Annotated in this window: 26 protein-coding genes; 21 read left to right on the top strand and 5 right to left on the bottom strand. The window is 62.0% G+C overall.

Features of this window, described 5'->3' with window-relative positions; all coding sequences use genetic code 11:
* Positions 1-55 precede the first annotated feature (55 nt).
* A complete protein-coding gene (locus DMZ65_RS10950; RefSeq protein ID WP_116598945.1) occupies positions 56-2,035 on the bottom strand; it encodes a bifunctional 2',3'-cyclic-nucleotide 2'-phosphodiesterase/3'-nucleotidase in 1,980 nt (659 codons plus the stop codon).
* Between the two features lie 190 nt (positions 2,036-2,225).
* On the opposite strand from DMZ65_RS10950, the gene nudC reads away from it, so the two are divergent.
* The 3 genes from nudC to DMZ65_RS10935 all read left to right on the top strand — a co-directional run bounded on the left by nudC (position 2,226) and on the right by DMZ65_RS10935 (position 4,701).
* A complete protein-coding gene (gene nudC, locus DMZ65_RS10945) occupies positions 2,226-3,197 on the top strand; it encodes an NAD(+) diphosphatase (protein WP_116598944.1) in 972 nt (323 codons plus the stop codon).
* A gap of 61 nt (positions 3,198-3,258) precedes the next feature.
* Positions 3,259-3,726, top strand: coding sequence for an SRPBCC family protein (locus tag DMZ65_RS10940; RefSeq protein WP_116599013.1), 468 nt, complete (start codon positions 3,259-3,261; stop codon positions 3,724-3,726).
* A gap of 177 nt (positions 3,727-3,903) precedes the next feature.
* Positions 3,904-4,701, top strand: a complete 798-nt coding sequence (locus DMZ65_RS10935; protein WP_116598943.1) for a DUF4198 domain-containing protein — start codon at positions 3,904-3,906, stop codon at positions 4,699-4,701.
* Positions 4,702-4,755: 54 nt separating this feature from the next.
* Here DMZ65_RS10935 and hemC read toward each other — a convergent pair whose 3' ends face one another.
* Positions 4,756-5,715 carry a hydroxymethylbilane synthase gene (gene hemC / locus DMZ65_RS10930; protein ID WP_116598942.1) on the bottom strand — a complete coding sequence of 320 codons (960 nt, stop codon included), beginning with the start codon at positions 5,713-5,715 and terminating at the stop codon, positions 4,756-4,758.
* A gap of 100 nt (positions 5,716-5,815) precedes the next feature.
* Here hemC and hemE point away from each other — a divergent pair, with 100 nt between their 5' ends.
* The 4 genes from hemE (at position 5,816) to DMZ65_RS10910 (ending at position 9,674) form a co-directional block, all read left to right on the top strand.
* Complete coding sequence (gene hemE, locus DMZ65_RS10925) at positions 5,816-6,850, top strand: uroporphyrinogen decarboxylase (RefSeq protein WP_116598941.1); 1,035 nt, start codon at positions 5,816-5,818, stop codon at positions 6,848-6,850.
* A 188-nt stretch (positions 6,851-7,038) separates the two neighbouring features.
* Positions 7,039-7,968 (top strand): ABC transporter ATP-binding protein, encoded by a 930-nt coding sequence (locus DMZ65_RS10920; protein WP_116598940.1) that lies wholly within the window; start codon positions 7,039-7,041, stop codon positions 7,966-7,968.
* Positions 7,965-8,726, top strand: a complete 762-nt coding sequence (locus DMZ65_RS10915) for an ABC transporter permease (protein ID WP_116598939.1) — start codon at positions 7,965-7,967, stop codon at positions 8,724-8,726. Before DMZ65_RS10920 ends, DMZ65_RS10915 begins: the two co-directional genes overlap by 4 nt.
* A gap of 69 nt (positions 8,727-8,795) precedes the next feature.
* On the top strand, positions 8,796-9,674 hold the full coding sequence (locus tag DMZ65_RS10910) for a 50S ribosomal protein L11 methyltransferase (protein ID WP_116598938.1): 879 nt from the start codon (positions 8,796-8,798) through the stop codon (positions 9,672-9,674).
* Positions 9,675-9,801: 127 nt separating this feature from the next.
* Here the strand turns inward: DMZ65_RS10910 and DMZ65_RS10905 are convergent, their stop codons facing one another.
* Positions 9,802-10,011 (bottom strand): DUF1127 domain-containing protein, encoded by a 210-nt coding sequence (locus tag DMZ65_RS10905; protein ID WP_116598937.1) that lies wholly within the window; start codon positions 10,009-10,011, stop codon positions 9,802-9,804.
* Positions 10,012-10,357: 346 nt separating this feature from the next.
* On the opposite strand from DMZ65_RS10905, the gene ruvC reads away from it, so the two are divergent.
* The 14 genes from ruvC to DMZ65_RS10835 all read left to right on the top strand — a co-directional run bounded on the left by ruvC (position 10,358) and on the right by DMZ65_RS10835 (position 23,194).
* Positions 10,358-10,846, top strand: a complete 489-nt coding sequence (gene ruvC, locus DMZ65_RS10900; RefSeq protein ID WP_179141467.1) for a crossover junction endodeoxyribonuclease RuvC — start codon at positions 10,358-10,360, stop codon at positions 10,844-10,846.
* A complete protein-coding gene (ruvA, locus tag DMZ65_RS10895) occupies positions 10,843-11,517 on the top strand; it encodes a Holliday junction branch migration protein RuvA (protein ID WP_116598936.1) in 675 nt (224 codons plus the stop codon). The genes ruvC and ruvA overlap by 4 nt, the downstream gene beginning before the upstream one ends.
* Before the next feature lie 9 nt (positions 11,518-11,526).
* Entirely contained in the window at positions 11,527-12,552 is a 1,026-nt protein-coding gene (ruvB, locus tag DMZ65_RS10890) for a Holliday junction branch migration DNA helicase RuvB (protein WP_116598935.1), read from the top strand.
* 153 nt (positions 12,553-12,705) lie between these two features.
* Positions 12,706-13,344 (top strand): hypothetical protein, encoded by a 639-nt coding sequence (locus tag DMZ65_RS10885; protein ID WP_116598934.1) that lies wholly within the window; start codon positions 12,706-12,708, stop codon positions 13,342-13,344.
* A 90-nt stretch (positions 13,345-13,434) separates the two neighbouring features.
* Entirely contained in the window at positions 13,435-13,824 is a 390-nt protein-coding gene (gene ybgC / locus DMZ65_RS10880) for a tol-pal system-associated acyl-CoA thioesterase (RefSeq protein WP_116598933.1), read from the top strand.
* A gap of 126 nt (positions 13,825-13,950) precedes the next feature.
* A complete protein-coding gene (gene tolQ / locus DMZ65_RS10875; RefSeq protein ID WP_116598932.1) occupies positions 13,951-14,646 on the top strand; it encodes a protein TolQ in 696 nt (231 codons plus the stop codon).
* A gap of 3 nt (positions 14,647-14,649) precedes the next feature.
* Complete coding sequence (gene tolR / locus DMZ65_RS10870) at positions 14,650-15,129, top strand: protein TolR (RefSeq protein ID WP_084352996.1); 480 nt, start codon at positions 14,650-14,652, stop codon at positions 15,127-15,129.
* 8 nt (positions 15,130-15,137) lie between these two features.
* Positions 15,138-16,283 carry a cell envelope integrity protein TolA gene (tolA, locus tag DMZ65_RS10865; RefSeq protein WP_198662673.1) on the top strand — a complete coding sequence of 382 codons (1,146 nt, stop codon included), beginning with the start codon at positions 15,138-15,140 and terminating at the stop codon, positions 16,281-16,283.
* On the top strand, positions 16,283-17,602 hold the full coding sequence (gene tolB / locus DMZ65_RS10860) for a Tol-Pal system beta propeller repeat protein TolB (RefSeq protein ID WP_116599011.1): 1,320 nt from the start codon (positions 16,283-16,285) through the stop codon (positions 17,600-17,602). Before tolA ends, tolB begins: the two co-directional genes overlap by 1 nt.
* A gap of 70 nt (positions 17,603-17,672) precedes the next feature.
* A complete protein-coding gene (gene pal / locus DMZ65_RS10855; protein WP_116598931.1) occupies positions 17,673-18,194 on the top strand; it encodes a peptidoglycan-associated lipoprotein Pal in 522 nt (173 codons plus the stop codon).
* Positions 18,195-18,218: 24 nt separating this feature from the next.
* Positions 18,219-19,055 carry a tol-pal system protein YbgF gene (gene ybgF / locus DMZ65_RS10850; RefSeq protein WP_116598930.1) on the top strand — a complete coding sequence of 279 codons (837 nt, stop codon included), beginning with the start codon at positions 18,219-18,221 and terminating at the stop codon, positions 19,053-19,055.
* Positions 19,052-20,413: a tRNA lysidine(34) synthetase TilS gene (tilS, locus tag DMZ65_RS10845; RefSeq protein WP_500048336.1), complete on the top strand. Its 1,362-nt coding sequence runs from the start codon at positions 19,052-19,054 to the stop codon at positions 20,411-20,413. Before ybgF ends, tilS begins: the two co-directional genes overlap by 4 nt.
* 79 nt (positions 20,414-20,492) lie before the next feature.
* On the top strand, positions 20,493-22,409 hold the full coding sequence (gene ftsH, locus DMZ65_RS10840) for an ATP-dependent zinc metalloprotease FtsH (protein ID WP_116598929.1): 1,917 nt from the start codon (positions 20,493-20,495) through the stop codon (positions 22,407-22,409).
* Entirely contained in the window at positions 22,406-23,194 is a 789-nt protein-coding gene (locus tag DMZ65_RS10835; RefSeq protein WP_116598928.1) for a methyltransferase domain-containing protein, read from the top strand. The genes ftsH and DMZ65_RS10835 overlap by 4 nt, the downstream gene beginning before the upstream one ends.
* A 131-nt stretch (positions 23,195-23,325) precedes the next feature.
* Here DMZ65_RS10835 and DMZ65_RS10830 read toward each other — a convergent pair whose 3' ends face one another.
* Together DMZ65_RS10830 and pdeM are read right to left on the bottom strand one after the other, a co-directional pair.
* Positions 23,326-23,742: a PaaI family thioesterase gene (locus DMZ65_RS10830; protein WP_116598927.1), complete on the bottom strand. Its 417-nt coding sequence runs from the start codon at positions 23,740-23,742 to the stop codon at positions 23,326-23,328.
* 83 nt (positions 23,743-23,825) lie between these two features.
* Positions 23,826-24,485, bottom strand: coding sequence for a ligase-associated DNA damage response endonuclease PdeM (gene pdeM, locus DMZ65_RS10825; RefSeq protein WP_116599009.1), 660 nt, complete (start codon positions 24,483-24,485; stop codon positions 23,826-23,828).
* Between the last annotated feature and the right edge of the window lie 58 nt (positions 24,486-24,543).

The following is a 24,543-nucleotide window of genomic DNA, read 5'->3' as shown; positions in this document are numbered from 1 at the left end:
AGCCGCCCGTGTCGCTATAGTTAGCGGTAACTTGTCGCGTCAACGCGTCTGCGTGTCAGAGCGTGATGCGGAATTGCGCGAAGCCATCGGCACCGTCGCCGGCATCCTGAATGGTCACGCCCTTCACATCGGACGTGTAGTCACGCGCCTTCGGGCCGGTTTCGAACAATACGCTGGTGTCTTTCAGCGGAGCGAAGGACCAGTTGGCATCGGCGGATGGATTGATGGTGCCTTGTTCCACGATATAGCGCACAATGACGTCGCGGTTGGTGTCGGGTGCCTCGAAGATGATCGTGTCGCCCATCGCGCCCGGAAAACTGCCGCCGCCGCTGGCACGGTAGTTGTTGGTGGCGATGATGAACTCCATGTCCGGCGTTACTGGCTGGCCATCATAGGCCAGATCCACGATGCGGTTGGCATCGGGGTTCAGCGGCTCGCCCTTCGGGCCGTATTTCGACGGCTGCGACAGGTCGATCTGATAGGTCACGCCGTCGATCACATCGAAATTATAGCTGGGAAATTCGGTGTTGAGCAGCACCTGATCGGCCTTGCCCACCTCTACCTGATTGAACATGCCGGCAGAGCGTTCCAGCCAGTCCTTGAGTTGCTGGCCGTTCACCTTCACCGCCCGTGCCGTATTGGGATAAAGGTAAAGGTCGGCCACGTTCTTGATCGCCACATCACCGGCAGGCACATCCGTGTAATAGTCCGGTCCACCCCGGCCACCGGCCTTGAAGGGGGCAGCAGCGGACAGGATTGGCAGGCCTTCGTATTCGGTGCCTTCCAGCATCTGCTCGATATACCATTTCTGCGCGATCGACACGATCTGCACCGACGGATCATCGGCCACCAGCGCGAAATAGCTGTGCAGCGGCGCAGAGGTCTTGCCGACGGCGCGGCGTACATAGGCAAGCGTTTCCTCGTGCTGCTGGCGCACACTGTCCAGCACGGCCGGATCATCCTCGACCAGCGCCGTGACGGACCGATCCTCGTTGCGTTTGCTGATCGGGCGCGCCTCTGACGCGGTGGACACGACGCGCCATTCGCCGCCCTCGCGTTCCAACATCAGGTCGATCACGCCCAGATGGCTGCCCCAGAAGCCGCCCATCGCGGCGGGCTTGCCGTGGATCGTGCCCTTGTCCACATCGACTGCGGCGTAATCCGCATAGGTGGGCGATGGAAAGACCAGGTGGCTGTGGCCGGTCATCACCGCGTCCACCGCGTCAACCGAGGCAAGCGGCACGCTGGCGTTTTCCATACCGTCGGTTTCCTTGGCCGCGCCGATGCCGGAATGCGACAGCGCGATGATGATGTCGGCGCCTGCCTCTTTCATCTCGGGGATATAGGTGCGGGCGGTCTCGACGATATCGCGGGCCTCGACATTGCCTTGCAGGTGCTTGCTGTCCCAGTTCATCACCTGCGGCGGGGTGAATCCGATAATGCCCACCTTGATGTCGTGGCTGGCACCCGCACCGTCGGTCACGGTGCGGTCAAGGATCACATAGGGGGTGAACAGCGTGGTGTCGTCGCGCGGGGCGGCACCTTTTTCGGTGGCCAGATTGGCCAGCACGATCGGAAATTCGGCACCGGCGGCAGATTTCATCAGGAAATCCAGCCCGTAGTTGAATTCGTGATTGCCGATCGTGCCCGCGTCAAATCCAACGGTGTTCATGGCGGTGATGATCGGGTGCAAGTCGCCTTCCTTCATGCCGCGCTCATAGGCGATGTAGTCGCCCATCGGGTTGCCCTGAAGAAAGTCGCCATTGTCGACCAGCATCGAGTTGGTCGCCTCGGCGCGGATGTCGCCGATGATCGACGCGGTGCGCGACAGGCCCACGGTGTCCACCGGCCGGTCGGAATAATAGTCATAGGGGAAGACATGCACATGCAGGTCCGTGGTTTCCATGATCCGCAAATGGACCTGCCCTTCGGCCGCGCGGGCCGAGAATGGATGCAACGTGATCATCGACGCCCCCGCTGCCGTACCGGCAAGGAAAGCGCGTCGTGAAAGGGTCGGGAAGACGGTCTTGGGCATTGTTCGGCTCCGTTAAGGCATTGACGTGACAAGAGCATGCGAAGACTACAATCCGATGACAAGACAACTGGAACAGGTTGCTGAAAAGAGGGTCAACTCTTGGTCGCGCAGCCGCTTGGTCAAACTCAAGGTGTTTGCCACCGGATCAGGGGCATGACATGGGAAGTGTGACATAAATGGGAGCATTTGCATGCAATTTTCTGAAACCGTGACCTTCGGCGGATCTTCGCTCGACCGGGCTGGGGAAATGCGCGGAGATGCGCCGAAATTGAAGGCGCTCGCTGATTCTGACGCGTCGCGCGCGGTGTTGTTCTGGCGCGGCAAGCCGCTGGTGGTCGCTGTTGGTGAGGGGATGATGCTGGCAAGGTTGCCGATGCGGCACCCGATCCTGACGGGTTTGGCAGCCCCTGTCTTTCTGGGGCGCGAAACTGAAGAGGCCGGATATTTTGCCTATGAACTGCGCGGCTGGGTGCCAGAGGGGCTCGACGAGGCGGCACTTCAGGAATTTCACGACCAGTCCGAACAGACCCATCCGGCTCTGACCGAGGGGCAGCATTTTGCAGAGCTGCGCGCCGTTATGACCCTGCTGGATGCACGCGATGCCGAACTGGCCGCGACCGGCAAGGCAATCCTTGGCTGGCATGGCACACACGGATTCTGCGCCGCTTGCGGTGCCAAATCGGATATTTTCATGGCGGGTTGGCAGCGCATTTGCCCGGTCTGCAAAACGCATCATTTTCCGCGCACCGATCCGGTTGTTATCATGCTTGTCACCCGTGGAAATTCTGTCCTGCTGGGCCGCTCGCCACATTGGCCGGACGGTATGTATTCCCTGCTTGCAGGCTTTGTCGAGCCGGGAGAAACGATGGAGGCCGCCGTGCGCCGTGAGGTTTATGAAGAGGCGGGCATACGCATCGGGCATGTCAGATACCTCGCCAGCCAGCCCTGGGCGTTTCCATCCTCTTTGATGCTGGGTTGTACAGGAGAGGCGCTGACGCATGAAATCAGTCTGGACCCGGTGGAATTGGAGGACGCTTTGTGGATCACCCGCGAGGAATTGATGGAGGTCTTCGCCGGCAGAAGAACCGACATACTGCCTGCCCGAAAAGGTGCAATCGCGCAGTTCCTGCTGAGCAACTGGCTTGCGGACAGGGACGAATGACGCAAAACTGGCGGTCTGTCAGATCCCGGACAGATCCACGGCGAAGCAAGGCAATAACACGATGGAACTGACAGCGAACGAAGACATCGACGCGCCTTTGGACGCGGTTTTTGCGGCGGTAACGGATTTCGATGTCCTCGAACGTTCTGCTCTGCGCCGGGGGATAGATGTGCGGCGCACCGACCGAATGTTCGAACCCGGTGCCGGCATGACCTGGGCCACGACTTTCGCGTTTCGCGGCAAGACGCGCACCGCAACCATCGAACTCACGCGGTATGAAGGGCCGGAATCTCTGGCCTTTGCCGGGACGTCAGGTGGTCTGGATGTCGGCGTGTCGATAGAATTGGTCGCACTCTCCCGATCGCGCACACGGCTGGCGATGAAGGTCGCGCCGCGCCCCCGGACGCTTTCGGCGCGGCTGCTGATGCAGTCGATGAAGCTGGCAAAGGGTAATATTGGCAAGCGGTTCCGGGTGCGTATTGCCGAATACGCCAAGGATATTGAAGATCGCGCCAAACGTATCGCGTGAAGCGATCACGCAGGTCTTTGAGCCGAGCGCTTGCAGGTCACGTCGCGGCATCATTTTTGTCTTTTGTCTTGTGAGGCAGGGGCCGCGCCTGCCACTCTCACGCATCTGTGGATTGAAACCCTGTGCAGCGCCGCTACAGTTCGGCCCTACTGCCGACCAACCGTAAGGATTTTGCCGATGCGTGCGCTTGCCTTGATTGCCGCACTCTTACCCGTCGCGGCCACTGCCCATGAATTCTGGATTTCGCCGCTGGAGTATCAGATCACGGTGGATGCCCCGTTGGTTGCGGATATTCGAGTGGGCGAGAATTTCGAAGGCTCGGCATTTTCCTATCTGCCGATGCGGTTTCGTCGTTTCGACGTGGTGATGGGCGGTGATCTGTCAGAGGTCCCCGGTCGGGCCGGGGACAGGCCTGCGCTGACCATGCCCGCACTGCAAGAGGGGCTGGCGGTGGTGGTGCATGAAACCACCGATTATCTGCTGACCTACAAGGAATGGGTGAAATTCGAATCCTTCACGACCCACAAGGATTTTGGCTGGGCCATGGATCAGCACCGCGCACGCGGTTTGCCGGAAACCGGATTTCGCGAGCGCTACAGCCGATATGGCAAAAGCCTGATTGCTGTCGGAGATGGGGCAGGGCGTGATCGCGAGGTCGGGTTGCTGACAGAGATCGTGGCGCAGGCGAACCCCTATACCGATGATCTGTCCACTGGGTTTCCGGTAACGGTTCTATATGAGGGCGCATTGCGCACGGACACACAGGTTGAACTGTTCGACAAGGCACCCGATGGGGCCGTTACATCGACGCTTTACCGCACCGACGAGGAGGGGGTGGCGATATTCCCGGTCAGCCCCGGCCATACCTATCTTGTCGATTCCGTGGTCATGCGCCCGCTGGACCCAGAGGCGCAGGATGACCCGGTTTGGGAATCGCTATGGGCGTCATTGACGTTCCGTGTGCCGGACGACTGAACGGCACCGCACGCTGCCGGACCGAGACCATTTGACCCAGAGGGTGTGGTCGCCTCAATTGCGCCAGTCAAAGAAGCCCGGCCCGCCCTGCGCCAACAGCTTGCGCGCCATTTCATGGCCCAACGCGGCCCCGTCCTCGACCGGTGCGCTGGCATCGTCGGACACGGCATCCGAGCCGTCCGGGCGCAGGATTTCCCCGCGCAGCCGCAAGGTGCCGCCGTCCAGTTCCGCCAACCCGCCGATCGGCGTCTCGCAAGACCCGTCGAGCGTGGCCAGAAAGGCGCGCTCTGCCGCCAGTTGCTTGCCGGTCAGCGCATCATGGATCGCTTCCAGCATATGGGCTGTGGGGGCATCATCGGCGCGGCGTTCGATCCCGATGGCACCCTGGGCAATGGCGGGCAGCATGTCCTCGGGGGCGATTGCGGTGCGGGGCACGTCCGCCATCGCCAACCGGTTCAGCCCGGCCATGGCAAGGAACGTGGCGTCCGCGACGCCCTCTGACAGCTTGCGCAGCCGGGTCTGCACATTGCCACGAAACTCGACGACAGTCAGATCCGGGCGTCGGTGCAGCAGTTGCGCACGGCGTCGCAGCGACGACGTGCCCACGGTTGATCCATGCGGCAATTCGAAGATGCCGGTAAAGTCATTCGAGACAAACGCGTCGCGCACATCCTCGCGGGGCAGGTAGCAGTCCAGCACCAGCCCGGCAGGTTGCAGCACCGGCATGTCTTTCATCGAATGCACGGCAATGTCGATGCCGCCGGACAGAAGCTGTTCTTCGATTTCCTTGGTGAACAGGCCTTTCCCGCCGATTTCTTTCAGCGGCCGGTCTGCGGCGATCAGCGCCCGGTCATCACCGGTGGTCTTGATCGGAACGATCTCAAAGGCAGCAGCGTCCAGTGCAAAGGCCGCGGCCAGTCTGTCTCGGGTCTCGTGGGCCTGGGCCAGCGCCAGGGGCGAAGCACGGGTGCCGATCTTCAGCGGGGTGTCGGGAGAGGGAAGTGTATGCGTCATGCGCCCAGCTTTAGTCGCGTCATCCTGCCCCGGCAAGCCGCGATGGCTTGACATATCGCCGCCCGCAAGGGACCACGGGTCGATTGACGAGAAGGACGACATGGCGATGAGCAAGACCATTCTGCGCGCACTGGCCGGAGAGGCACAGCCTGTCCCGCCGATCTGGATGATGCGGCAGGCGGGGCGCTACCTGCCCGAATACCGCGCGACACGGGCAAAGGCCGGGGACTTTCTGTCGCTGTGCTACAATTCCGAACTGGCCGCAGAGGTCACGATGCAGCCGATCCGCCGCTACGGGTTTGACGGGGCGATCCTGTTTGCCGATATCCTTCTGGTGCCGCAGGCGCTGGGGGCGGATCTTTGGTTTGTCACCGGCGAAGGGCCGCGGCTGTCCACCGTGACCGCACAGGCGGATTTCGACCGGCTGGGGCAGGGCGAGATGATCCACGAAACCCTGTCGCCGATCTATGAGACGATCCGCATCCTGAAGGGGGAATTGCCGCCCGAGACCACGCTGATCGGCTTTGCCGGGGCACCCTGGACCGTGGCGACCTATATGATTGCCGGCAAGGGCACACCGGATCAGGGGCCTGCCCATGCGCTCAAAGCCGAAAACCGCCCGCTTTTCGAGGCGCTGATGGACCGGCTGACGGACGCAACCATCGACTACCTGTCCTGCCAGATCGAGGCGGGTGCGGAGGTCGTCAAGCTTTTCGACAGTTGGGCGGGGTCGCTGAAAGGCGCGGATTTCGATGACTTTTGCCTCAAGCCCGCACAGCGCATCATCTCGGCGTTGAAGGTCAAACACCCGGATACGCCGATCATCGCGTTTCCGCGTGAAGCAGGCGAGCGCTATGTCGGGTTTGCCAAGGCAACGGGGGCCGATTGTGTGGCCATCGACAATTCCGTCAGCCCGGACTGGGCTGCCAGCCATGTGCAGGTGGATGGGTGTGTGCAGGGCAATCTTGCGTCGAAACACATGGTCACCGGCGGGCAGGATCTGGTGGACGAGACGCGGCGCGTGGTGGATGCGCTTCGCGGTGGGCCGCATATTTTCAACCTCGGCCATGGCATCACGCCGGACGCGGACCCCGACAACGTGCAGTTGATGATTGATACGGTGCGCAACGGCTAGGCCGGCTGACCGGTAAGGCTGGTAGGTCTTTCTGGATTCGTGGCGAAGCTGCTGCGCCCTGGCCAGCAATGGCCCGGACGCAGCGCGGATTCGCGTCGACGGCGATTTCGCACAGACTGACCTGCGCTGACGCAGGTTGCATTCTGAACAGACAGGTTTAGCTTTCGCGTCGCATACAGGAGACGCATATGACGGCTATGGTAAAGATTTCGAACCTTCGTAAGATCTATGATGGCGGGTTCGAGGCGTTGAAAGGTGTTTCGCTGGAGATCCGCGAAGGCGAGATTCTGGCGCTGCTTGGGCCTAACGGGGCAGGCAAGACCACGTTGATTTCCGCTGTTTGCGGAATCGCGGTGCCGACCTCCGGCACGATCAGCGTGGGCGGGCATGACACGATCACCGAATACCGCGCGGCGCGGCAGCTGATCGGGCTTGTGCCGCAGGAAATCAATCTGGAGCCGTTTCAGAAGGTCATGGATGCAGTGCGGTTTTCGCGCGGCTTGTTCGGATGCAAGCGCGACGACGCGCTGCTGGAACGCATCCTGCGCCAGCTGTCGCTGTGGGACAAGCGCGATGCCAAGGTCAACGAGCTTTCGGGCGGCATGAAGCGGCGCGTGTTGATCGCCAAGGCATTGTCTCACGAACCGCGCGTGCTGTTTCTGGATGAACCCACCGCCGGCGTCGATGTCGAGCTTCGGCGCGATATGTGGGACACCGTTGCGCAACTCAAGGCCGATGGCGTGACGATCATCCTGACAACGCATTATATAGAAGAGGCAGAGGCCATCGCCGACCGCGTGGGCGTGATTGCCAAGGGCGAATTGCTGCTGGTCGAGGAAAAGGCCGCTCTTATGGCGCGGATGGGCCGCAAGGAATTGATCGTCGATCTGCAAGAACCCGTGGCGGAGATACCGAATGCGCTTGCGGCCTACGATCTGCGCTTGATCGAAGACGGGAGGGCGCTGGTCTATACCTATGACACGACGGCAGACCGCACGGGCATCACGAACCTGCTGGCAGAGATCGCCGCGGCGGGCCTGACATTGCGCGACATCCGCACCCATCAGTCCAGTCTGGAGGATATATTCGTTGGCTTGGTGAAGGAGGATGCAGCATGAACCTGCAAGCGGTCCGTTCGATCTATTACTTTGAAATGGCGCGCTTCTTTCGCACCTTCCTGCAAAGCTTCATCTCGCCGGTCATCTCCACCTCGCTGTATTTCGTGGTCTTCGGCACCGCCATCGGCAGTCGGATAGATCAGGTCGAGGGCGTCAGCTATGGCGCGTTCATCGTGCCGGGGCTGATCATGCTGACGGTGATGACTCAGGGCATCTCGAATGCCAGTTTCGGGATCTACTTTCCGAAATTCATCGGCACGATCTACGAACAGCTTTCCGCGCCGGTGAATTTTCTGGAAATCGTGCTGGGCTATGCCGGGGCGGCGGCCACCAAGGCGCTGTTCATCGGACTGGTGATCCTGGGCACGTCGGCCTTCTTCGTGGATCTGAGTATCCAGCATCCGCTGGCCATGGCGGGTTTTCTGATCCTGACCTGCATCAGCTTTGCGCTGTTCGGGTTCATCATCGGGATCTGGGCGAAAAACTTTGAACAGTTGCAACTGATTCCGCTGCTGATCGTCACGCCCTTGGTGTTTCTGGGCGGATCGTTCTACTCGATCTCCATGCTGCCGCCGATCTGGCAGACGATCACGCTGTTCAATCCGGTCGTCTACCTGATTTCCGGCTTCCGTTGGGCGTTCTTCGGGACGGCGGATGTGCCGGTTGGGTTGAGCTTGCTGGCCATTGCGGGGTTTTGCGCCCTGTGCATGGCGGTGGTGTGGATCATCTTCCGCACCGGGTGGCGCTTGCGCAGCTGACGGGCGCGGCTTGACGGCGGACGTCTTCGCGCCTACCCGGATGACACATCAAGCCCCGGAGACGCCGCAATGCCGACATTCACCGCTTTCACCACCCTGACCGGCAAAGCCCCGGCCGAGGCGCTTGGCGCCGCGATGGAGAATATGATCCCCGAACCCACCGGCATCGGCGTGTTCGAGATGGAGGATGGGTCCGGCCTGTGGGAAGTGGGGGGTTATTTCACCGAAGCGCCCGACGATGTGGCGCTGAGCCTGTTGAGCGCAGCACATGGCGCGCGGGACTTTGTGGTCAGCGAGTTGCCCGATGTCGATTGGGTCGCCAAGGTGCGTCGTGATCTTGCCCCGGTCGAGGCGGGCCGCTTTTTCGTCTATGGCAGTCACGATGCCGACAAGGTTCCCGAAGGGTCCGAACCTCTGCTGATCGAGGCGGCAATGGCGTTCGGCACCGGCCATCACGCCACGACCTTGGGCTGTTTGCGTGCGCTGGACCGATTGGCCAACAATGGGTTTGTCGGTCGCAATGTCGCCGATATCGGCTGCGGCACGGCGGTTCTGGCAATGGCAGCCGCGCGGATCTGGACCGATCCCGTGGTGGCGTCCGATATTGACGAGGTCGCGGTGGACGTGGCGCTGGCAAATGTCGCAGCCAACGGTTTGGAAGGGCGCGTGGCTTGCTTGGAGGCGACAGGGTTCGATCATCCCGACCTTGCAGCCAAAGCACCGTTCGATCTTGTCTTTGCCAACATCCTCAAGGCCCCGTTGATTGACCTTGCACCGGCTATGGCCGCACATCTGTGCCCCGGTGGCTGGGCGATCCTGTCAGGGCTGTTGAACGAGCAGGCGCAAGAGGTGATCGGGGTCTATGCGGGCCACGGCATGACCTTGTCGCATCACGAACAGATCGGCGATTGGTCGACGCTTACGCTGACGAAGAACTCCGCTGAATGACGATGATCCTGCTTGCGCGATGCTGAACTGCACGGGACGCCTGCGTCTAAATCCCAGGGTATTCCAACGTAAAACGGCCGCACCTGATGGTGCGGCCGTTGGCCTGCCGTGCAAAGCCGAAATTGGCTTAGCGTCCCCGTGCGACAGAGTTGATCTCGCCGCGTGTCAGGCCGATATCGGCCAGCTCGGTGTCGGTAAGGCTGGACAGAGCCTTGCGGGTCTGACGCTCTTCGTTCCAGCCTTTGATGCCGGCATAGGCATTGGCAAGAACCTGACCAACACGGTCGGCCAGAAGCACGGTGTGAAAGTGGGTGCGGGTGGTGTCGATTACGGGCATGTCACATACTCAAGCGGTTAGCGGGCGTCCTGCCCGAAGGTTTCATTCTGCTGCCGAGTTAGGCGGGGGGACGAATTTCGGCAAGGACCGAAAGCGCATAGGTCATATGCGGTTTTCGCAATGCTTTGAGATTAGGCGCATGGCGAAAAAAATAGGTGAATTGAGCCATTTATCCGTGTCGCGCCTGGGCTGGAAAGAGACGTTTTCGGGCCTCGAACAGCAGCACCCTGTCGCTTTGGTGGCGCCGAGGTCGCTTTCGGACATAAAGCGTGTCGTTTTCATTCTGCTTGGTGTTTGTTCGCGTTTCGTGCTAGTGGGTCAAAAAAACAACAACGGGTGGGCAGTGATGCGTGTTCTGGGGATCGATCCGGGGTTGCGGACCCTTGGATGGGGCGTGATCGACGTCGATGGCAGCCGAATCAGCCATGTCGCGAACGGGCATTGCGTTTCCGAAGGCAAAGTCTTGTCACTGCGTCTGCTGGCGCTGCATAGCCAGTTGACCGATGTGCTGATGCGCTATCAACCCGACCAGGCGGCGGTGGAGCAGACCTTTGTCAACAAGGACGGGGCGGGCACGCTGAAGCTGGGGCAGGCGCGCGGTATTGCGATGCTGGTGCCCGCGCAATACGGTATCGACGTGGGCGAGTATTTTCCGAACACCATCAAGAAGACGGTTGTGGGGGTCGGACATGCCGACAAGTCTCAGGTGCAGCATATGGTCAAGATGCAGCTTCCCGGTGTGACCTTTGCCGGTGCCGACGCGGCGGATGCGCTTGCGATCGCGATCTGTCACGCGCATCACGCCCGCGCCCCTGGCCTGAGGGTGCGCGCATGATTGGCAAGATTTCCGGACGTATCGACTATCTCGGGGATGACCATGTGCTGATCGACGTGCGCGGCGTGGGCTATGTTGTCCACTGCTCGGACCGGGTGCTGCTGTCGCTTCCCGGCGTCGGCGAGGCGGTGGCGCTTTATACCGATCTTCTGGTGCGGCAGGATATTCTGCAACTTTTTGGTTTCCCGACCCTGATCGAGAAAGAATGGCACCGCCTGTTGATGAGTGTTCAGGGCGTTGGCGCAAAGGCGTCGCTGGCGATCCTTGGGGCCTTGGGGCCGGATGGGGTCAGCCGGGCGATCTCGATGGGCGATTGGAATTCCGTAAAAGCGGCCAAGGGCATCGGCCCCAAGACCGCACAGCGCGTGGTGAACGAGCTGAAAGACAAGGCACCCGCCGTCATGGCGATGGGCGGACGCGGCGGGGCCGCCAGCCCTGCCATGTTGGACGAGGTGATCGAAACGCCCGTTGCGGCACCGGTCGCGCGCGCCGCACCTGCGCCCGCGCCCTCTGCCGCCGCACAGGCAGAGGCGCTCTCGGCCCTGTCCAACCTTGGCTACGCGCCGGGCGAGGCGGCGTCTGCCGTGGCCACCGCGGCTGCCGAGACGCCGGAGGCAGACACATCCGGCCTGATCCGCGCGGCGCTGAAGCTGCTCGCGCCAAAGGGGTAAGGGGCCGACATGACCGAACCAGACCCGACATTGCGACCGGAAGCACTGCCAGAGGATCACGACCGCGCCTTGCGCCCGCAGATGCTGGGCGATTTCATCGGGCAGGCCGAGGCGCGTGCCAACCTGCGGATCTTTATCCAATCCGCGCGGCAACGTGGCGAGGCGATGGATCACACGCTGTTCCACGGTCCGCCCGGCCTTGGCAAGACCACATTGGCGCAGATCATGGCGCGCGAATTGGGCGTGGGGTTCCGGATGACCTCTGGCCCGGTGCTTGCCAAGGCGGGCGATCTGGCCGCGATCCTGACAAACCTTGAGGCACGCGATGTCCTGTTCATTGACGAGATCCACCGCCTCAGCCCCGTGGTCGAAGAGGTGCTTTACCCGGCGCTTGAGGATTTTGAACTGGATCTGGTGATCGGCGAAGGCCCCGCCGCGCGGACCGTCCGGATAGAGCTTCAACCCTTCACGCTGGTCGGGGCCACCACGCGTCTGGGCCTGCTGACCACGCCGTTGCGCGACCGTTTCGGCATCCCGACCCGGCTGGAATTCTACACGGTCGAGGAATTGCACAAAATCGTCACCCGCAACGCTGAAAAGCTGGGGGTGCAGGCGGAATCCGATGGGGCGTTGGAAATTGCCCGCCGTGCGCGCGGCACGCCGCGGATTGCCGGTCGGTTGCTGCGCCGCGTGGTGGATTTCGCCGTGGTCGAGGGGGGCGGGCACCTCACCCGGCAGCTTGCCGACAATGCGCTGACCCGTCTCGGCGTCGACAAGCTGGGCCTTGATGGCGCGGACCGTCGCTATCTGAGGCTCATTGCGGAGAACTACGGCGGTGGCCCGGTCGGGATCGAGACGATCAGCGCCGCGCTGTCCGAAAGCCGCGACGCGCTGGAAGAGGTGATCGAACCGTTCCTGCTGCAACAGGGTCTGATCCAGCGAACGCCCCGTGGCCGGATGCTGGCGCAAAAAGGCTGGACGCATCTTGGTCTGGCAGTTCCGCGCGCACCGGGGCAGGTCGATCTGTTCGACTGATCCCTGCGGATTATCCGGTCCGGACGCGGCCACAAGCTCTGTCCCGCCCCGGCCCCCGAGCCGGGGCCTTGCGGTTTTTCGCGTCCGGGGCTGGAAATTCGCAGCGCGCGCATTTACTCCAGCACCGCATCGAACCGCGCGCCCGAGGATTCCATGACCGCCCTGATGACCCCAGAAGAGATCGCCGCCCATTTCACCCAAGCTGATGGCACCTACCGGTTCGCGCGCTGGGGGCGGCCTCTTGCCCCGGTCGCCTTCGGGATCGAGGAAGAGACCCTGCCCGTCCTCAAAGGCGCGATCGAGGCGGTGGCAAAGCTGGCGGGCCATGAGGTCGTCGAGACTGACCCGGAACTCGGCTCCAACCTGATGATCTTCTTCTTCCGCGACTGGCAGGAACTGCCCGGCGTGCCCAATCTTGATCGGCTGGTGCCGGATCTGGAACCGCTTGTCGCGCGGTTGACCAAGGCGGATGCCAGCCAGTACCGGGTGTTTCGTTTCGACGACGCGGGCGCGATCCGGGCCTGTTTCATCTTCATCCGGATGTCGGGGGAGATGACAGAGCAACCCGCCGAGACTTTGGCGCTGGGACAGGCGGTGCAGGCGATCCTGCTTTGGTCGGAACAGGCCTTCGCCAGGCGCTCGCCTCTGGGGCGTCTGGAAGACGGCCGGTTGATCCTGCGGCCCGAGATTGCCGGGCTGATCCGCGCGGCATACGCCCCGATTTTGCCCGCCGTCGCGCAGGATGCCAGCCATGCGCTGCGCCTCTATGCCCGCCAGACGCCGCCAGAGTAACGCAAGCGCCCCCCGGTCTTGTGCGCCTATCTGCCTGCCCCTAGGGTCGCAGCAGTTGCTGAAAACGACTTTTGAAACAAGGGCCAGCGCATGAACCACCGTTTTCCCGTGCATGTCTATTACGAGGATACCGACCTCGCGGGCATCGTCTATTACGCCAATTATCTGAAATTCATCGAGCGCGCCCGGACCGAATGGGTGCGCGGACTGGGGATTGACCAGTCCCGTCTGAAAGAGGCCGAGGGGATCGTCTTTGCCGTGCGCCGGGTCGAGGCCGACTATCTGATGCCCGCCCGGTTCGATGACGCGTTGGAAGTGGACACCACTGTCGAGCAGGTCACAGGCGCACGGATCGTGCTGAAACAGGACGTGCTGCGCGATGGCGAGCGGCTGTTTTCCGCCATCGTGACGCTGGTTGCCTTGCAGGAAAGCGGCCAGCCAGCCAGGCTTCCGGCAAATATCCGCCTGATTTTGCACTAAGGATCGGTGCTGTCGCGCTCGTGATGCGGCAGTTGTTGGTTTCCCCCGTGTTTTCCGCTAGAATCACTGGCAATGAGAACGGACCGGGCGATAACGCACCGGCGGCGGAACCGAGTGAGCAGGTAAATGGAAGCTGAGACCCTTGCCCTGGCGCAGGAGATAGATTTCTCCATGTGGGGGCTTTTTGCACGGGCCACGATAACCGTGAAACTGGTGATGATCCTGCTGATCGTCGCCTCTTTCTGGTCATGGTCGATCATCATTCAGAAACTGATTTCCTACAGGCAGGCCCGGCGCGAGGCGGCGATCTTTGACCGTGCGTTCTGGTCGGGCGAGCCGCTGGACGAGCTGTTCGGGCAGATCGGTGTCGACCCTTCCGGACGGGCAGAGCGGGTGTTTGCGGCCGGCATGGTCGAATGGCAACGCAGCCACCGCGAGGATGGCGCGCTGATTGCGGGCGCTCAGGCGCGGATTGACCGCAGCATGGATGTGTCGATCCAGAAAGAGGCCGAAGAGCTGCAAGGCGGTCTGCCGGTGCTGGCCTCAATCGGGTCAACCGCACCCTTCGTGGGTCTGTTCGGCACGGTGTTCGGCATCATGAACGCGTTTATCGAGATTGCAGCGCAGCAGAACACCTCGCTGGTTGTCGTGGCCCCCGGTATCGCCGAGGCGCTGCTGGCCACCGCGCTGGGTCTTCTGGCCGCGATTCCGGCTGTGATCTTCTACAACAAGCTGAGCGCCGACAGCGACCGTATCATCGCAGGCTACGAGGCATTCGCGGACGAATTCTCGACCATTCTCAGCCGTCAATTGGATAGCTGAGCGATGGCGGCGGGGCTTCTCAATTCCTCGGGCGGTGGTGGCCGCAGGCGCAGGCGTGGCGGCGGACGCCGCGCGCGGCCGATGTCCGAAATCAACGTCACGCCGTTTGTGGACGTCATGCTGGTGCTGCTGATCATCTTCATGGTGGCCGCGCCGCTGCTGACGGTTGGTGTGCCGGTCGAATTGCCAAAGACCGCAGCGGGTGCCTTGCCCAACGAGACCGAAGAGCCGCTGACCATCACCATCACGGCCGAGGGCGGCATCCTGATCCAGAACACCGAAACCCCGCGCGATCAATTGGTCGCCAAACTGCGCGCGATTGCTGCCGAACGCTCGGATGACCGGGTGTTCCTGCGCGCGGATGGCATCGTGTCGTATGAGACCGTGGCGCAGGTCATGGGCGCGCTCAATGCGGGCGGCTTTTCGTCGATCGGGCTGGTGACGGATATCGGTGGACCCGCTCTCGACCAGAGCGATGGCTGAGGCCAGACGTGCATACGGGGCAATATATCTCGGGAGCAGGTCATCTGGGCCTGATCGTGTGGCTTCTTCTGGGGCCGGTGTTTTCCGCCGATCCGCCAGAGATGCAGGTGACTGACGTCTCGGTGATCTCGTCAGAGGAATTCGCGGCGTTGACCGAGGCATCGAATGCGCCGCAAAGCGTGCCCGAACCGACGGTTCCGCAGCAGCCGGATATTCCCGAAGACACGGCCCCCGACGTTCCGGCAGAAGCCCCGGCCCCCGAACAGGTCGCCGAGCCACAAGCGCCAGCGCCAGAGGAACCCGCCGATGCTGTTCCGGATGTGCCCGAACCTGCGCCTCTGCCTTCGCCGGACGTTTCAGAACCCAGCCCGCAGCCAGAGCCGCCCGCACCAGATCCGGAGCCGGATTTTGACGTGCCGACGGCCGCGTTGCGTCCGCAACCGCGTCCGGCACCGCGCGTCGCCCCCGAACCCGTGGCCCCGCCGGAACCGGATGTGACCATCGCCGATCAGACCCAGACGGCACCGGACCCGGAGGCCACGACCGACACGCCCCCCGATGCCGAAGAAACCACCGCCGAAGCAGAGGCCGCGACAGAGATCGTGACCGAGGCCGAGGAGCCGGCAGCGTTGGCACCGACACGGTCTGTGCGGCCAAGAACCCGGCCTGAACGCGTGGCCGCGGCCGAGCCCGAGACACCAGCCGAGACGCAACCGCCCACAACCACACCCGACGCGCCTGCGTCGCAGCCAAGCGTGTCCGAGGACGCAGTGCAGGCGGCATTGGCCGAAGCCCTTGGCGGCGCGGCAGATCCGGAACCGTCGGCACCCTCCGGGCCGCCTTTGACCAGTGGCGAACGCGAGGCATTGCGCGTCGCCGTGCAGGATTGCTGGGTGGTCGATGTTGGCAGCGAGGCCGCGAATATCACCGTGACGCTTGCGATGTCGCTGGATCGTAGTGGCAAGGTCGTGGGCGACATGCGTATGATCGGGTCTGAAGGTGGCAGCGGTTCGTCTGTGGATGTTGCCTTTCAGGCTGCGCGCCGTGCCGTGCTGCGCTGTCAGAAGGATGGATATGACTTGCCGGCCGAGAAGTACGAGCAATGGCGCGATATAGAGATGACATTCAACCCCGAGAAAATGAGGCTGAGATGATGATGACACGCCTGCTGGCCCTGATTTCCGCCCTGTTCATGCTGTCGCTTCCGGCGCTGGCGCAGGATGGTCCGCTACGGATCGAGATCACCGAAGGCGTGGTTGAACCTTTGCCCTATGCCGTGCCCGATTTCGTCTCTGAAAGCGCGGGTGGGTCCGAAATGGCGGCACAGCTTGCACGGGTAGTGGCGGACGACCTGACCGGCACCGGTCTGTTCCGCGAGATCCCGCGCGACGCTTTCATCAGCCAGATCACCAGCTTTGCCAGCCCGGTGCAATTTGCCGATTGGAAAGCAATCAACGCGCAGGCGCTGATCACCGGGGCCGTCACTGTCAATGGCGATCAGCTTGTGGTCAAGTTCCGGGTCTATGATGTCTTTGCCGGAACCGAGCTTGGGGCAGGGCTGCAATTTGCCGGCACCACCGATGGCTGGCGCCGCATGGCGCATAAAGTGTCCGACGCGGTCTACAGCCGGATCACCGGCGAGGGCGGATATTTCGACAGCCGTGTGGTTTTCGTATCCGAAACCGGCCCGAAGGACGACCGTCGCAAGCGTTTGGGGATCATGGATTACGACGGCGCGAATGTGCAGTACCTGACCGACAGTTCATCCATCGTTCTGGCTCCGCGCTTTTCGCCCACCGGCGACCGCGTGCTTTATACCAGTTATGAAACCGGCTTTCCCCGTATCCACATCATCAATGTGGGCAATGTGCAAAGCACCATCCTTGAAAGCCGCGAGGGCGATATGAGTTTTGCGCCGCGCTTTGCGCCCAACGGTCAAACGGTGATCTATTCGCTGACCCAAGGGGCAAATACCGATATTTTCTCGATGGACGTGAATTCCCGGCAGACATCGCAACTGACGACCGCGCCGTCGATCGAAACCGCGCCCAGCTATTCGCCGGATGGCAACCGGATTGTTTTCGAAAGCGACCGGTCCGGGACGCAGCAGCTCTATATCATGCCCACCGGCGGAGGAGAGGCGCAACGGATCAGCTTTGGTCCCGGTCGTTACGGCACGCCCGTGTGGTCGCCGCGTGGTGATCTGATTGCCTTTACCAAACAGAATGCGGGCCGTTTTCATATCGGCGTCATGCGCACCGATGGCAGCGAAGAACGTTTGCTGACCGCGTCCTTCCTTGACGAGGGGCCGACATGGGCCCCCAACGGAAGGGTCATCATGTTCACCCGCGAAACCCAGGGCGAATCCGGCGAGGCATCGCTGTATTCGGTCGATATTTCGGGCCGGAACCTCAAGAAAGTGCGCACACCCGGCGGCGCATCTGATCCAAGCTGGGGGCCACTTCAGCCATAAAACGTGTGGGCGTTTCCAGACGCCTGAAAATATGTTAGAAACTCAGGAAAATATGAGCAGGACAGTAGCCATGAGTAGAATTTCCACCGCCTTGATGCTGAGCGCGGCGCTTGCCGTATCGGCTTGTGCCAATGCCGACCGATTCAACGGTATGGGCGATGGCAGCAATGCGAATAACAGGTCTTTGTCGAACGCCCCGGTGCCGGGCAGTGCGCAGGACCCGCGTTCACCAGCATATTTCCAGCAGACCGTCGGGGACCGTGTGCTGTTCCTGATTGACCAGTCCACGCTGACACCTGAAGGGCGCGCCACGCTAGACGGGCAGGCACAATGGCTGCAAACCAATTCGGACTATCTCGCGGTGATCGAAGGCCATGCCGACGAACAGGGCACACGCGAATACAACCTGGCCCTTGGCGCGCGCCGCGCGAGTGCCGTCCAGCAATACCTGATCTCCAAGGGGATCTCGCCATCGCGGTTGAAATTCGTAAGCTACGGCAAGGAACGCCCGATCGCGATCTGTTCGGAAGAGGCATGTTATGCCAAGAACCGCCGCGCGGTCACGATCATCTCTGCCGGGCTGACCAGTTAAGACCGACCTGAAGGAATCCAGCCCATGTTCAGAGCCACGCTTCTGATCCTTTCCCTTGCTCTGCCCGGCACAGTGCTGGCGCAGGACCGCGCGCAATCCCTGGCCGATATTCGGCAGGATCTGACCTTGCTGAGCATAGAGGTCAAACGGCTCCGGACAGAGCTGTCGACGACCGGGGCCGCGCAGGTCAACGTGGCAGGCGATACGCTGGAACGGGTCAACTCCATCGAGGCTGAATTGCAGCGTCTGACGTCCAAGACCGAAGAGTTGGAGTTCCGCATCGACAGGGTCGTCGAAGATGGCACCAACCGGATCGGCGATCTGGAGTTTCGGTTGGTCGAACTGGAAGGCGGCGATGTCTCGAAGCTGGGCGAAACGTCGACGCTTGGTGGCGGCGCGGCGCCTGCGGTGTCTTCGGGGGCTGCGCAGCCTGCGAAACCGGACGCTTCCTCGGCGTCCGGTGGCGAGTCACAACTGGCCGTGGGCGAAGAGACGGATTTTCGGCGGGCGTCGGAGGCGCTCGCCAATGGTGACTTTCAAAGCGCCGCGAACCAGTTTGAGACCTTTCGCGAGACCTATCCCGGCGGACCGCTAGAACCTGACGCCCTGCTGGGGCGGGGTCGCGCGCTGGAAGGCGCGGGCGACATGCGCGAGGCGGCGCGGGCCTATCTTGACAGCTATTCCGGGTATCCGCAAAGCAAGGTCGCGGATGTGGCGCTGTTCAAGCTGGGCGAGGCGCTTGGCAAGCTGGGCAAGACCAATGAGGCCTGCCTGACGCTGGCAGAGGTGGAGCTGCGTTTTCCATCCTCGGCTCAGGTCGCCGAAGCAAAGCAGGCGATGGCGGGGCTGTCCTGCCAGTGAGCGGACAGCCATCGCTGGACCAGCGATTTGCCGACAATATGGGGCAGCTGCTAGGCCCCGATTTCCCCACAGATGTTGCGCTGGCCGTTTCCGGTGGGGGCGACAGCATGGCGATGCTGACACTTGCGCATAACTGGGCGCGGGTGTGGGGCGTGCGCCTGTGGGTGGTGACGGTGGATCACGGTTTGCGCGCCGAAAGCGCCGCAGAGGCCGCGATGGTCGCCGAGGAATGCAGCCAACTGGGCCACCCCCATGCAACGCTGCGCTGGCATTGGGACGGGCAGGGCAACCTGATGGATTCGGCCCGACGCGCGCGCCTGTCGTTGATTGACCGCTGGCGCGCGGGGCTGGCGCATGTGCTGATGGCGCATACCCAGGACGACGTTGCCGAAACCTTTCTGATGCGACTGAAGCGCGGCTCTGGCGTCGAAGGGCTGGCCGCGATGCAGGCCTCTGTCAATGCGTGTCCGTATCCGGCGGGCAAGCCCGCTTTGCCGGCCCGCGATGTCTGCTGGACGGCACCGCCGCCGGCATCTTCTGGCGGCCACAGACAATCGCCGGGGTTCCGCGTTCTGCGGCCCTGCCTTGACATGAGCCGCGCCGAGTTGCGCCATTACCTGCGCTGTTTACAAGGTCGTTGGGTCGATGACCCTTCCAATGATGACATCACCTATGACCGGGTGCGTATGCGCAAGCTGCTGGACGTGTTGGAAGCTGAAGGATTGGACCGCGAGACGCTGAACGCCACAGCACACCGTTTGACACGCGCGCGGAACGCGCTGAACGCCCGTGCCCGCGACGTGGCCGCGCGAATTGCGGATGAAGAATCTTTGAACGGCTTGCCCACGGGGGCCGTGCTGATTGACCGCGACGGCTTTGCCGAGACCGAAGAGGACACCCGGCTGCGCATCTTGGCGCAATCACTTCGCTGGGTTGCATCGGCCGAATATCGCCCACGATTGCAGTCCCTCGAACAGTTGGCAGAGCGCGTGCTGGCGGGCGGAATGGGCACGTTGCATGGCTGTGACGTGCGGTGTGTCGACGCGCAAATTCGGGTGGGCCGCGAATTTTCAGCCCTTGGCGCGCCCGCGCGACCCGGCGAGTTCTGGGACGGCCGCTGGCAGATAAGCGGTGATGTGCCGAAGGGCAGCTATCTGCGCGCTTTGGGGCCGGACGGGCTGAAACAGGCGGGCGGGCGACCACGGGGCGCACCTGTTGCGAAGATGTTATATGCTTTTCCGGCCGCGTTTCGCGCCGAAGTTCTGGTCGCTTGCCCGCATTTGGGCTATGGTGAAAAGATCAATATTCAAAGGATGGATACGGGGTCTTCCTTTGCTGCGTCGTTCGTTCTGCATTGAATACGCGCCCGCGATCTCTATTTTAGTTCCAAGCGCCCTGTGCTACGGACGGGCCAACCGAATTTTGGGAGAAGTTTCCTTGGGCAATCTGCGCAACATCGCCTTCTGGGTGGTCCTGTTCCTGCTTATCCTTGCACTGTTCAATCTGTTCTCGGGTGGCGGCAACACTCTCCAGAGCCGCGAGATCAGCTATTCCGACTTTGTGGAGTCGGTCGAATCCAACACGGTCTCTTCGGCCACGCTGGATGGCGAGCAGATCCGCTTTCGCGGCAATGATGGCAACGATTATGTGACCATCAAGCCAGCGGATGCTGCTGCGACAGAATTGCTGATGAATAACGGGGTGACAATCCGGGCCGAAAGCCAGGAACAGTCCGGTTTCCAGACCTTTATCCTGTCATTGCTGCCTTTCCTTCTGTTGATCGGGGTGTGGATCTACTTCATGAACCGCATGCAGGGCGGCGGCAAAGGCGGGGCGATGGGCTTTGGCAAATCGCGCGCCAAGTTGCTGACCGAAAAGCATGGCCGGGTGACGTTTGATGACGTTGCGGGCATTGACGAGGCCAAGGAAGAACTGGAAGAGATCGTCGAATTCCTGCGCAACCCGCAGAAATTCAGCCGTCTTGGCGGCAAGATTCCCAAAGGCGCGCTGCTTGTTGGTCCTCCGGGGACGGGTAAAACCCTGCTGGCCCGCGCGATCGCGGGCGAGGCGGGTGTGCCGTTCTTCACCATTTCAGGCTCTGATTTTGTCGAGATGTTCGTCGGTGTGGGTGCGTCGCGTGTCCGGGATATGTTCGAGCAGGCCAAGAAGAACGCGCCCTGTATCGTTTTCATCGACGAGATCGACGCCGTGGGCCGTAACCGTGGCGCAGGCCATGGCGGCGGCAATGACGAACGCGAACAGACGTTGAACCAGCTGCTGGTCGAAATGGACGGGTTTGAGACCAATGAAGGTGTCATCATCCTTGCCGCGACCAACCGTCGCGATGTTCTGGACCCCGCGCTTCTGCGTCCGGGACGTTTTGACCGGCAGGTGACGGTCCCCAACCCAGACATCAAGGGCCGCGAGAAGATCCTGGCCGTGCATGCGCGCAAGACGCCGCTTGGCCCGGATGTGGACCTGCGCATCATCGCGCGTGGTTCGCCCGGCTTCTCGGGTGCCGATCTGGCCAATCTGGTGAACGAAGCGGCCCTGATGGCCGCCCGCGTCGGCAGACGTTTTGTGACGATGGAAGATTTCGAGAATGCCAAGGACAAGGTGATGATGGGCGCTGAACGGCGATCCATGGTCCTGACGCCCGAGCAGAAGGAAAAGACCGCCTATCACGAGGCCGGTCATGCCATCGTCGGTATGAGCCTTCCGCAATGCGATCCGGTCTACAAGGCAACGATCATCCCGCGCGGCGGGGCGCTGGGGATGGTGGTCAGCCTGCCAGAGATTGACCGGCTCAACTGGCACAAATCCGAATGCGAGGAAAAGCTCGCGATGACGATGGCCGGCAAGGCTGCTGAGATCATCAAATACGGCGAAGGCAATGTGTCCAACGGCCCGGCTGGCGATATCCAGCAAGCCTCGGCCTTGGCGCGCGCGATGGTGCTGCGTTGGGGCATGTCCGACAAGATCGGCAATATCGACTATTCCGAAGCCCATGAAGGATATAGCGGCAACACCGCCGGTCTGTCGGTGTCTGCCAACACCAAGGAGCTGATCGAGGAAGAGGTCAAACGCTTCATCGGAGAGGCGTATGACCGCGCCTTCAAAATCCTGACCGACAAGAAGGACGAATGGGACCGGCTGGCGCAGGGGCTTTTGGAATACGAAACCCTGACCGGCGACGAAATCAAGCGCGTGATCCGGGGTGAGCCTCCGCATTCGAGCGATGATGACAGCGGCACGCCCGAGGCCGAGGACAAACCAAGCGTCACGGCGATTCCCAAGACCAAGGCCAAGGCCAAACCCGACGATTCGGGGCTGGAACCCGAGCCCACCGCATGAGCGCATCCGCGCATACCGATTGGAACCCCGGGGCCTATGCAAGGTTCCGGGGTTTGCGTTTGCGCCCGGCGCTGGATCTGTTGAAGGCTGTGCCGTCTTTGCCATCTGGCGGGGTGGTTGACCTTGGATGTGGCAATGGCGCGGTGGGTCGGGCACTTGCAACGCTGGGTCGGCCTGTCATCGGCGTCGACAGTTCCGACAAGATGCTGGAAGAGGCCCGCAAGACAGATACCTATGCGGAATTGCTCAAGACGGATATTGCCGATTGGGTGCCTGCACGCGCGCCTGCGCTGATCTTTTCCAATGCCGCCCTGCAATGGCTGCCAGACCATTCGCATCTTTTGCCTCGACTTGCGGGGCTGCTCGCGCCGGGCGGAACGCTTGCAATCCAGATACCGCATCAGAACAATGCGCCATCGCACCGGGTCTGGCGGTCTTTGATGGATGAACATTTTCCCGGCCGGGTAGACTGGCAGGCTGGTCCATCCGTAATGTTGCCGGCCGAGTATTTCCACCTGCTGTCGCCGCTGGGGGCGTTTGATATGTGGGAGACCGATTATTATCAGGTGCTTGCCGCCGAAAAAGACGCCCATCCGGTGCGCAAGTTTACCGAGAGCACATATGCCCGCCCCTTGCTGGATCGGCTCGCGCCGTCCGAAGCCGACCGGCTGATCGCCTTCTACGAAACGGTCATGGAAAAGGCTTATCCGCGCGGTGGCGACGGGCAAGTGCTGTTCCCGATGCGCAGACTGTTTCTGTTGTTGACGCTGCCTGCATCTGCCTGATGACGGATCGCGTTCTGTTCAATTGACGCTTGTGCCGGGCTGACGACAATCGCCCGTCTTCTGGCCAATATTGCGACCGCGCGATGTGGGCACCTGACAGCGCGGAACCGGGGGCATAAGGGCGCTCATATTCAGGTGGGAACGGGCACCATTGTGCCTTGGACGATCGCGATCGGGGTCTCGTTCTCGGCGGTTCGGGCGCTGACCTCTGCTGTCACCACGACCAGGCGCTTACCGTTGCGAATGACCTTTCCGCGGGCGATCAGCTCGTCCCCTTTGGCGGGGCCAAGGAAGTTGATCTTCATCTCGGCGGTCACGACCTCCTGCTCCGGGGGCAGCATCGACAGGGCAGAATAGCCCGCAGCGCTGTCGCCCAGCGAAAACACCAGCCCTCCGTGACCGAAACCGGCCTGTTGAAGGGCAAGCGGCAGGATTGGCGCGCGGATGGTGACGGCCCCGGCGGTGACAGGTCCAAGCGCGGCGCCGAACGTGGCCATCAGGCTTTGTCGGGCAAAGCTGTCGTGAATGCGCTGTGTGATCTGGTCCATGTCGCGGATGAAGCCATGTCGCGCGGGCTTTGGCAATGGGCGTTATGGTTGCCGCGTTGACGGGGCCCATAGAGAAGATCTGCCTAGCGCGGCATCGGGATACGCCGCGGGGTCGGACCTGTCAGTATCGCCTGCGCTTCTGGTTCCATCATTGTGGTCAGAGGCGTACGGTCGCACCGCAGCCCGCCGGTATAGGTGCCATAGGCGGGCAGGATCAAACGTCGGGTATCAAACAGAAAGCACGGGCGCGACAGGCTGCGCGAGCGCGTGCGGATCAGCGCCTTGGGGTGATAATGGCCTGAGACTTCGGCAGTGGTATCGCTGCATATGTGACGAAAGGTCAGCGGGCCGATCCGCACCTCGCTTTGATGACTGCCGCCAAGCGCGACAGGGCCGGGATCGTGATTGCCTTCGATCCAGACCCATTCACGCCCGGCCTGAAGACGCGCGATATGCAGACAGGCATTCTCTGACAACCGTTGCGCGGCCTCGGCGTCGTCAAAGCTGTCGCCAAGACAGATCACCATGCGCGCGCGCGTGAATTGCAGGTCGCGGTCCAGACGTTGCAGCGTGTCTGCAACCTCGTAGGGGGGCAGCTCCATCCCGCCGCTGCGGGCTGCGCGCGCGGATTTTCCCAAATGCAGGTCCGACACGCATAACACGCCCCGCGCCTGCCACCAAAGCGCGCCGGAGCCAAGCGCCAGCAAATCGGCACCCGCAAAGTGAAACGGTAGAGTGTTCATGGCTTGTTCTTGCATTTGGACCGCTTGGGGGCAAGAGCCGGATGTTTGCGGACTGGCA

It is taken from the genome of Primorskyibacter marinus (assembly GCF_003313245.1).
In the GTDB taxonomy this organism is placed as follows: domain Bacteria; phylum Pseudomonadota; class Alphaproteobacteria; order Rhodobacterales; family Rhodobacteraceae; genus Primorskyibacter; species Primorskyibacter marinus.
This window is presented reverse-complemented; position numbering and strand designations above follow the sequence as displayed.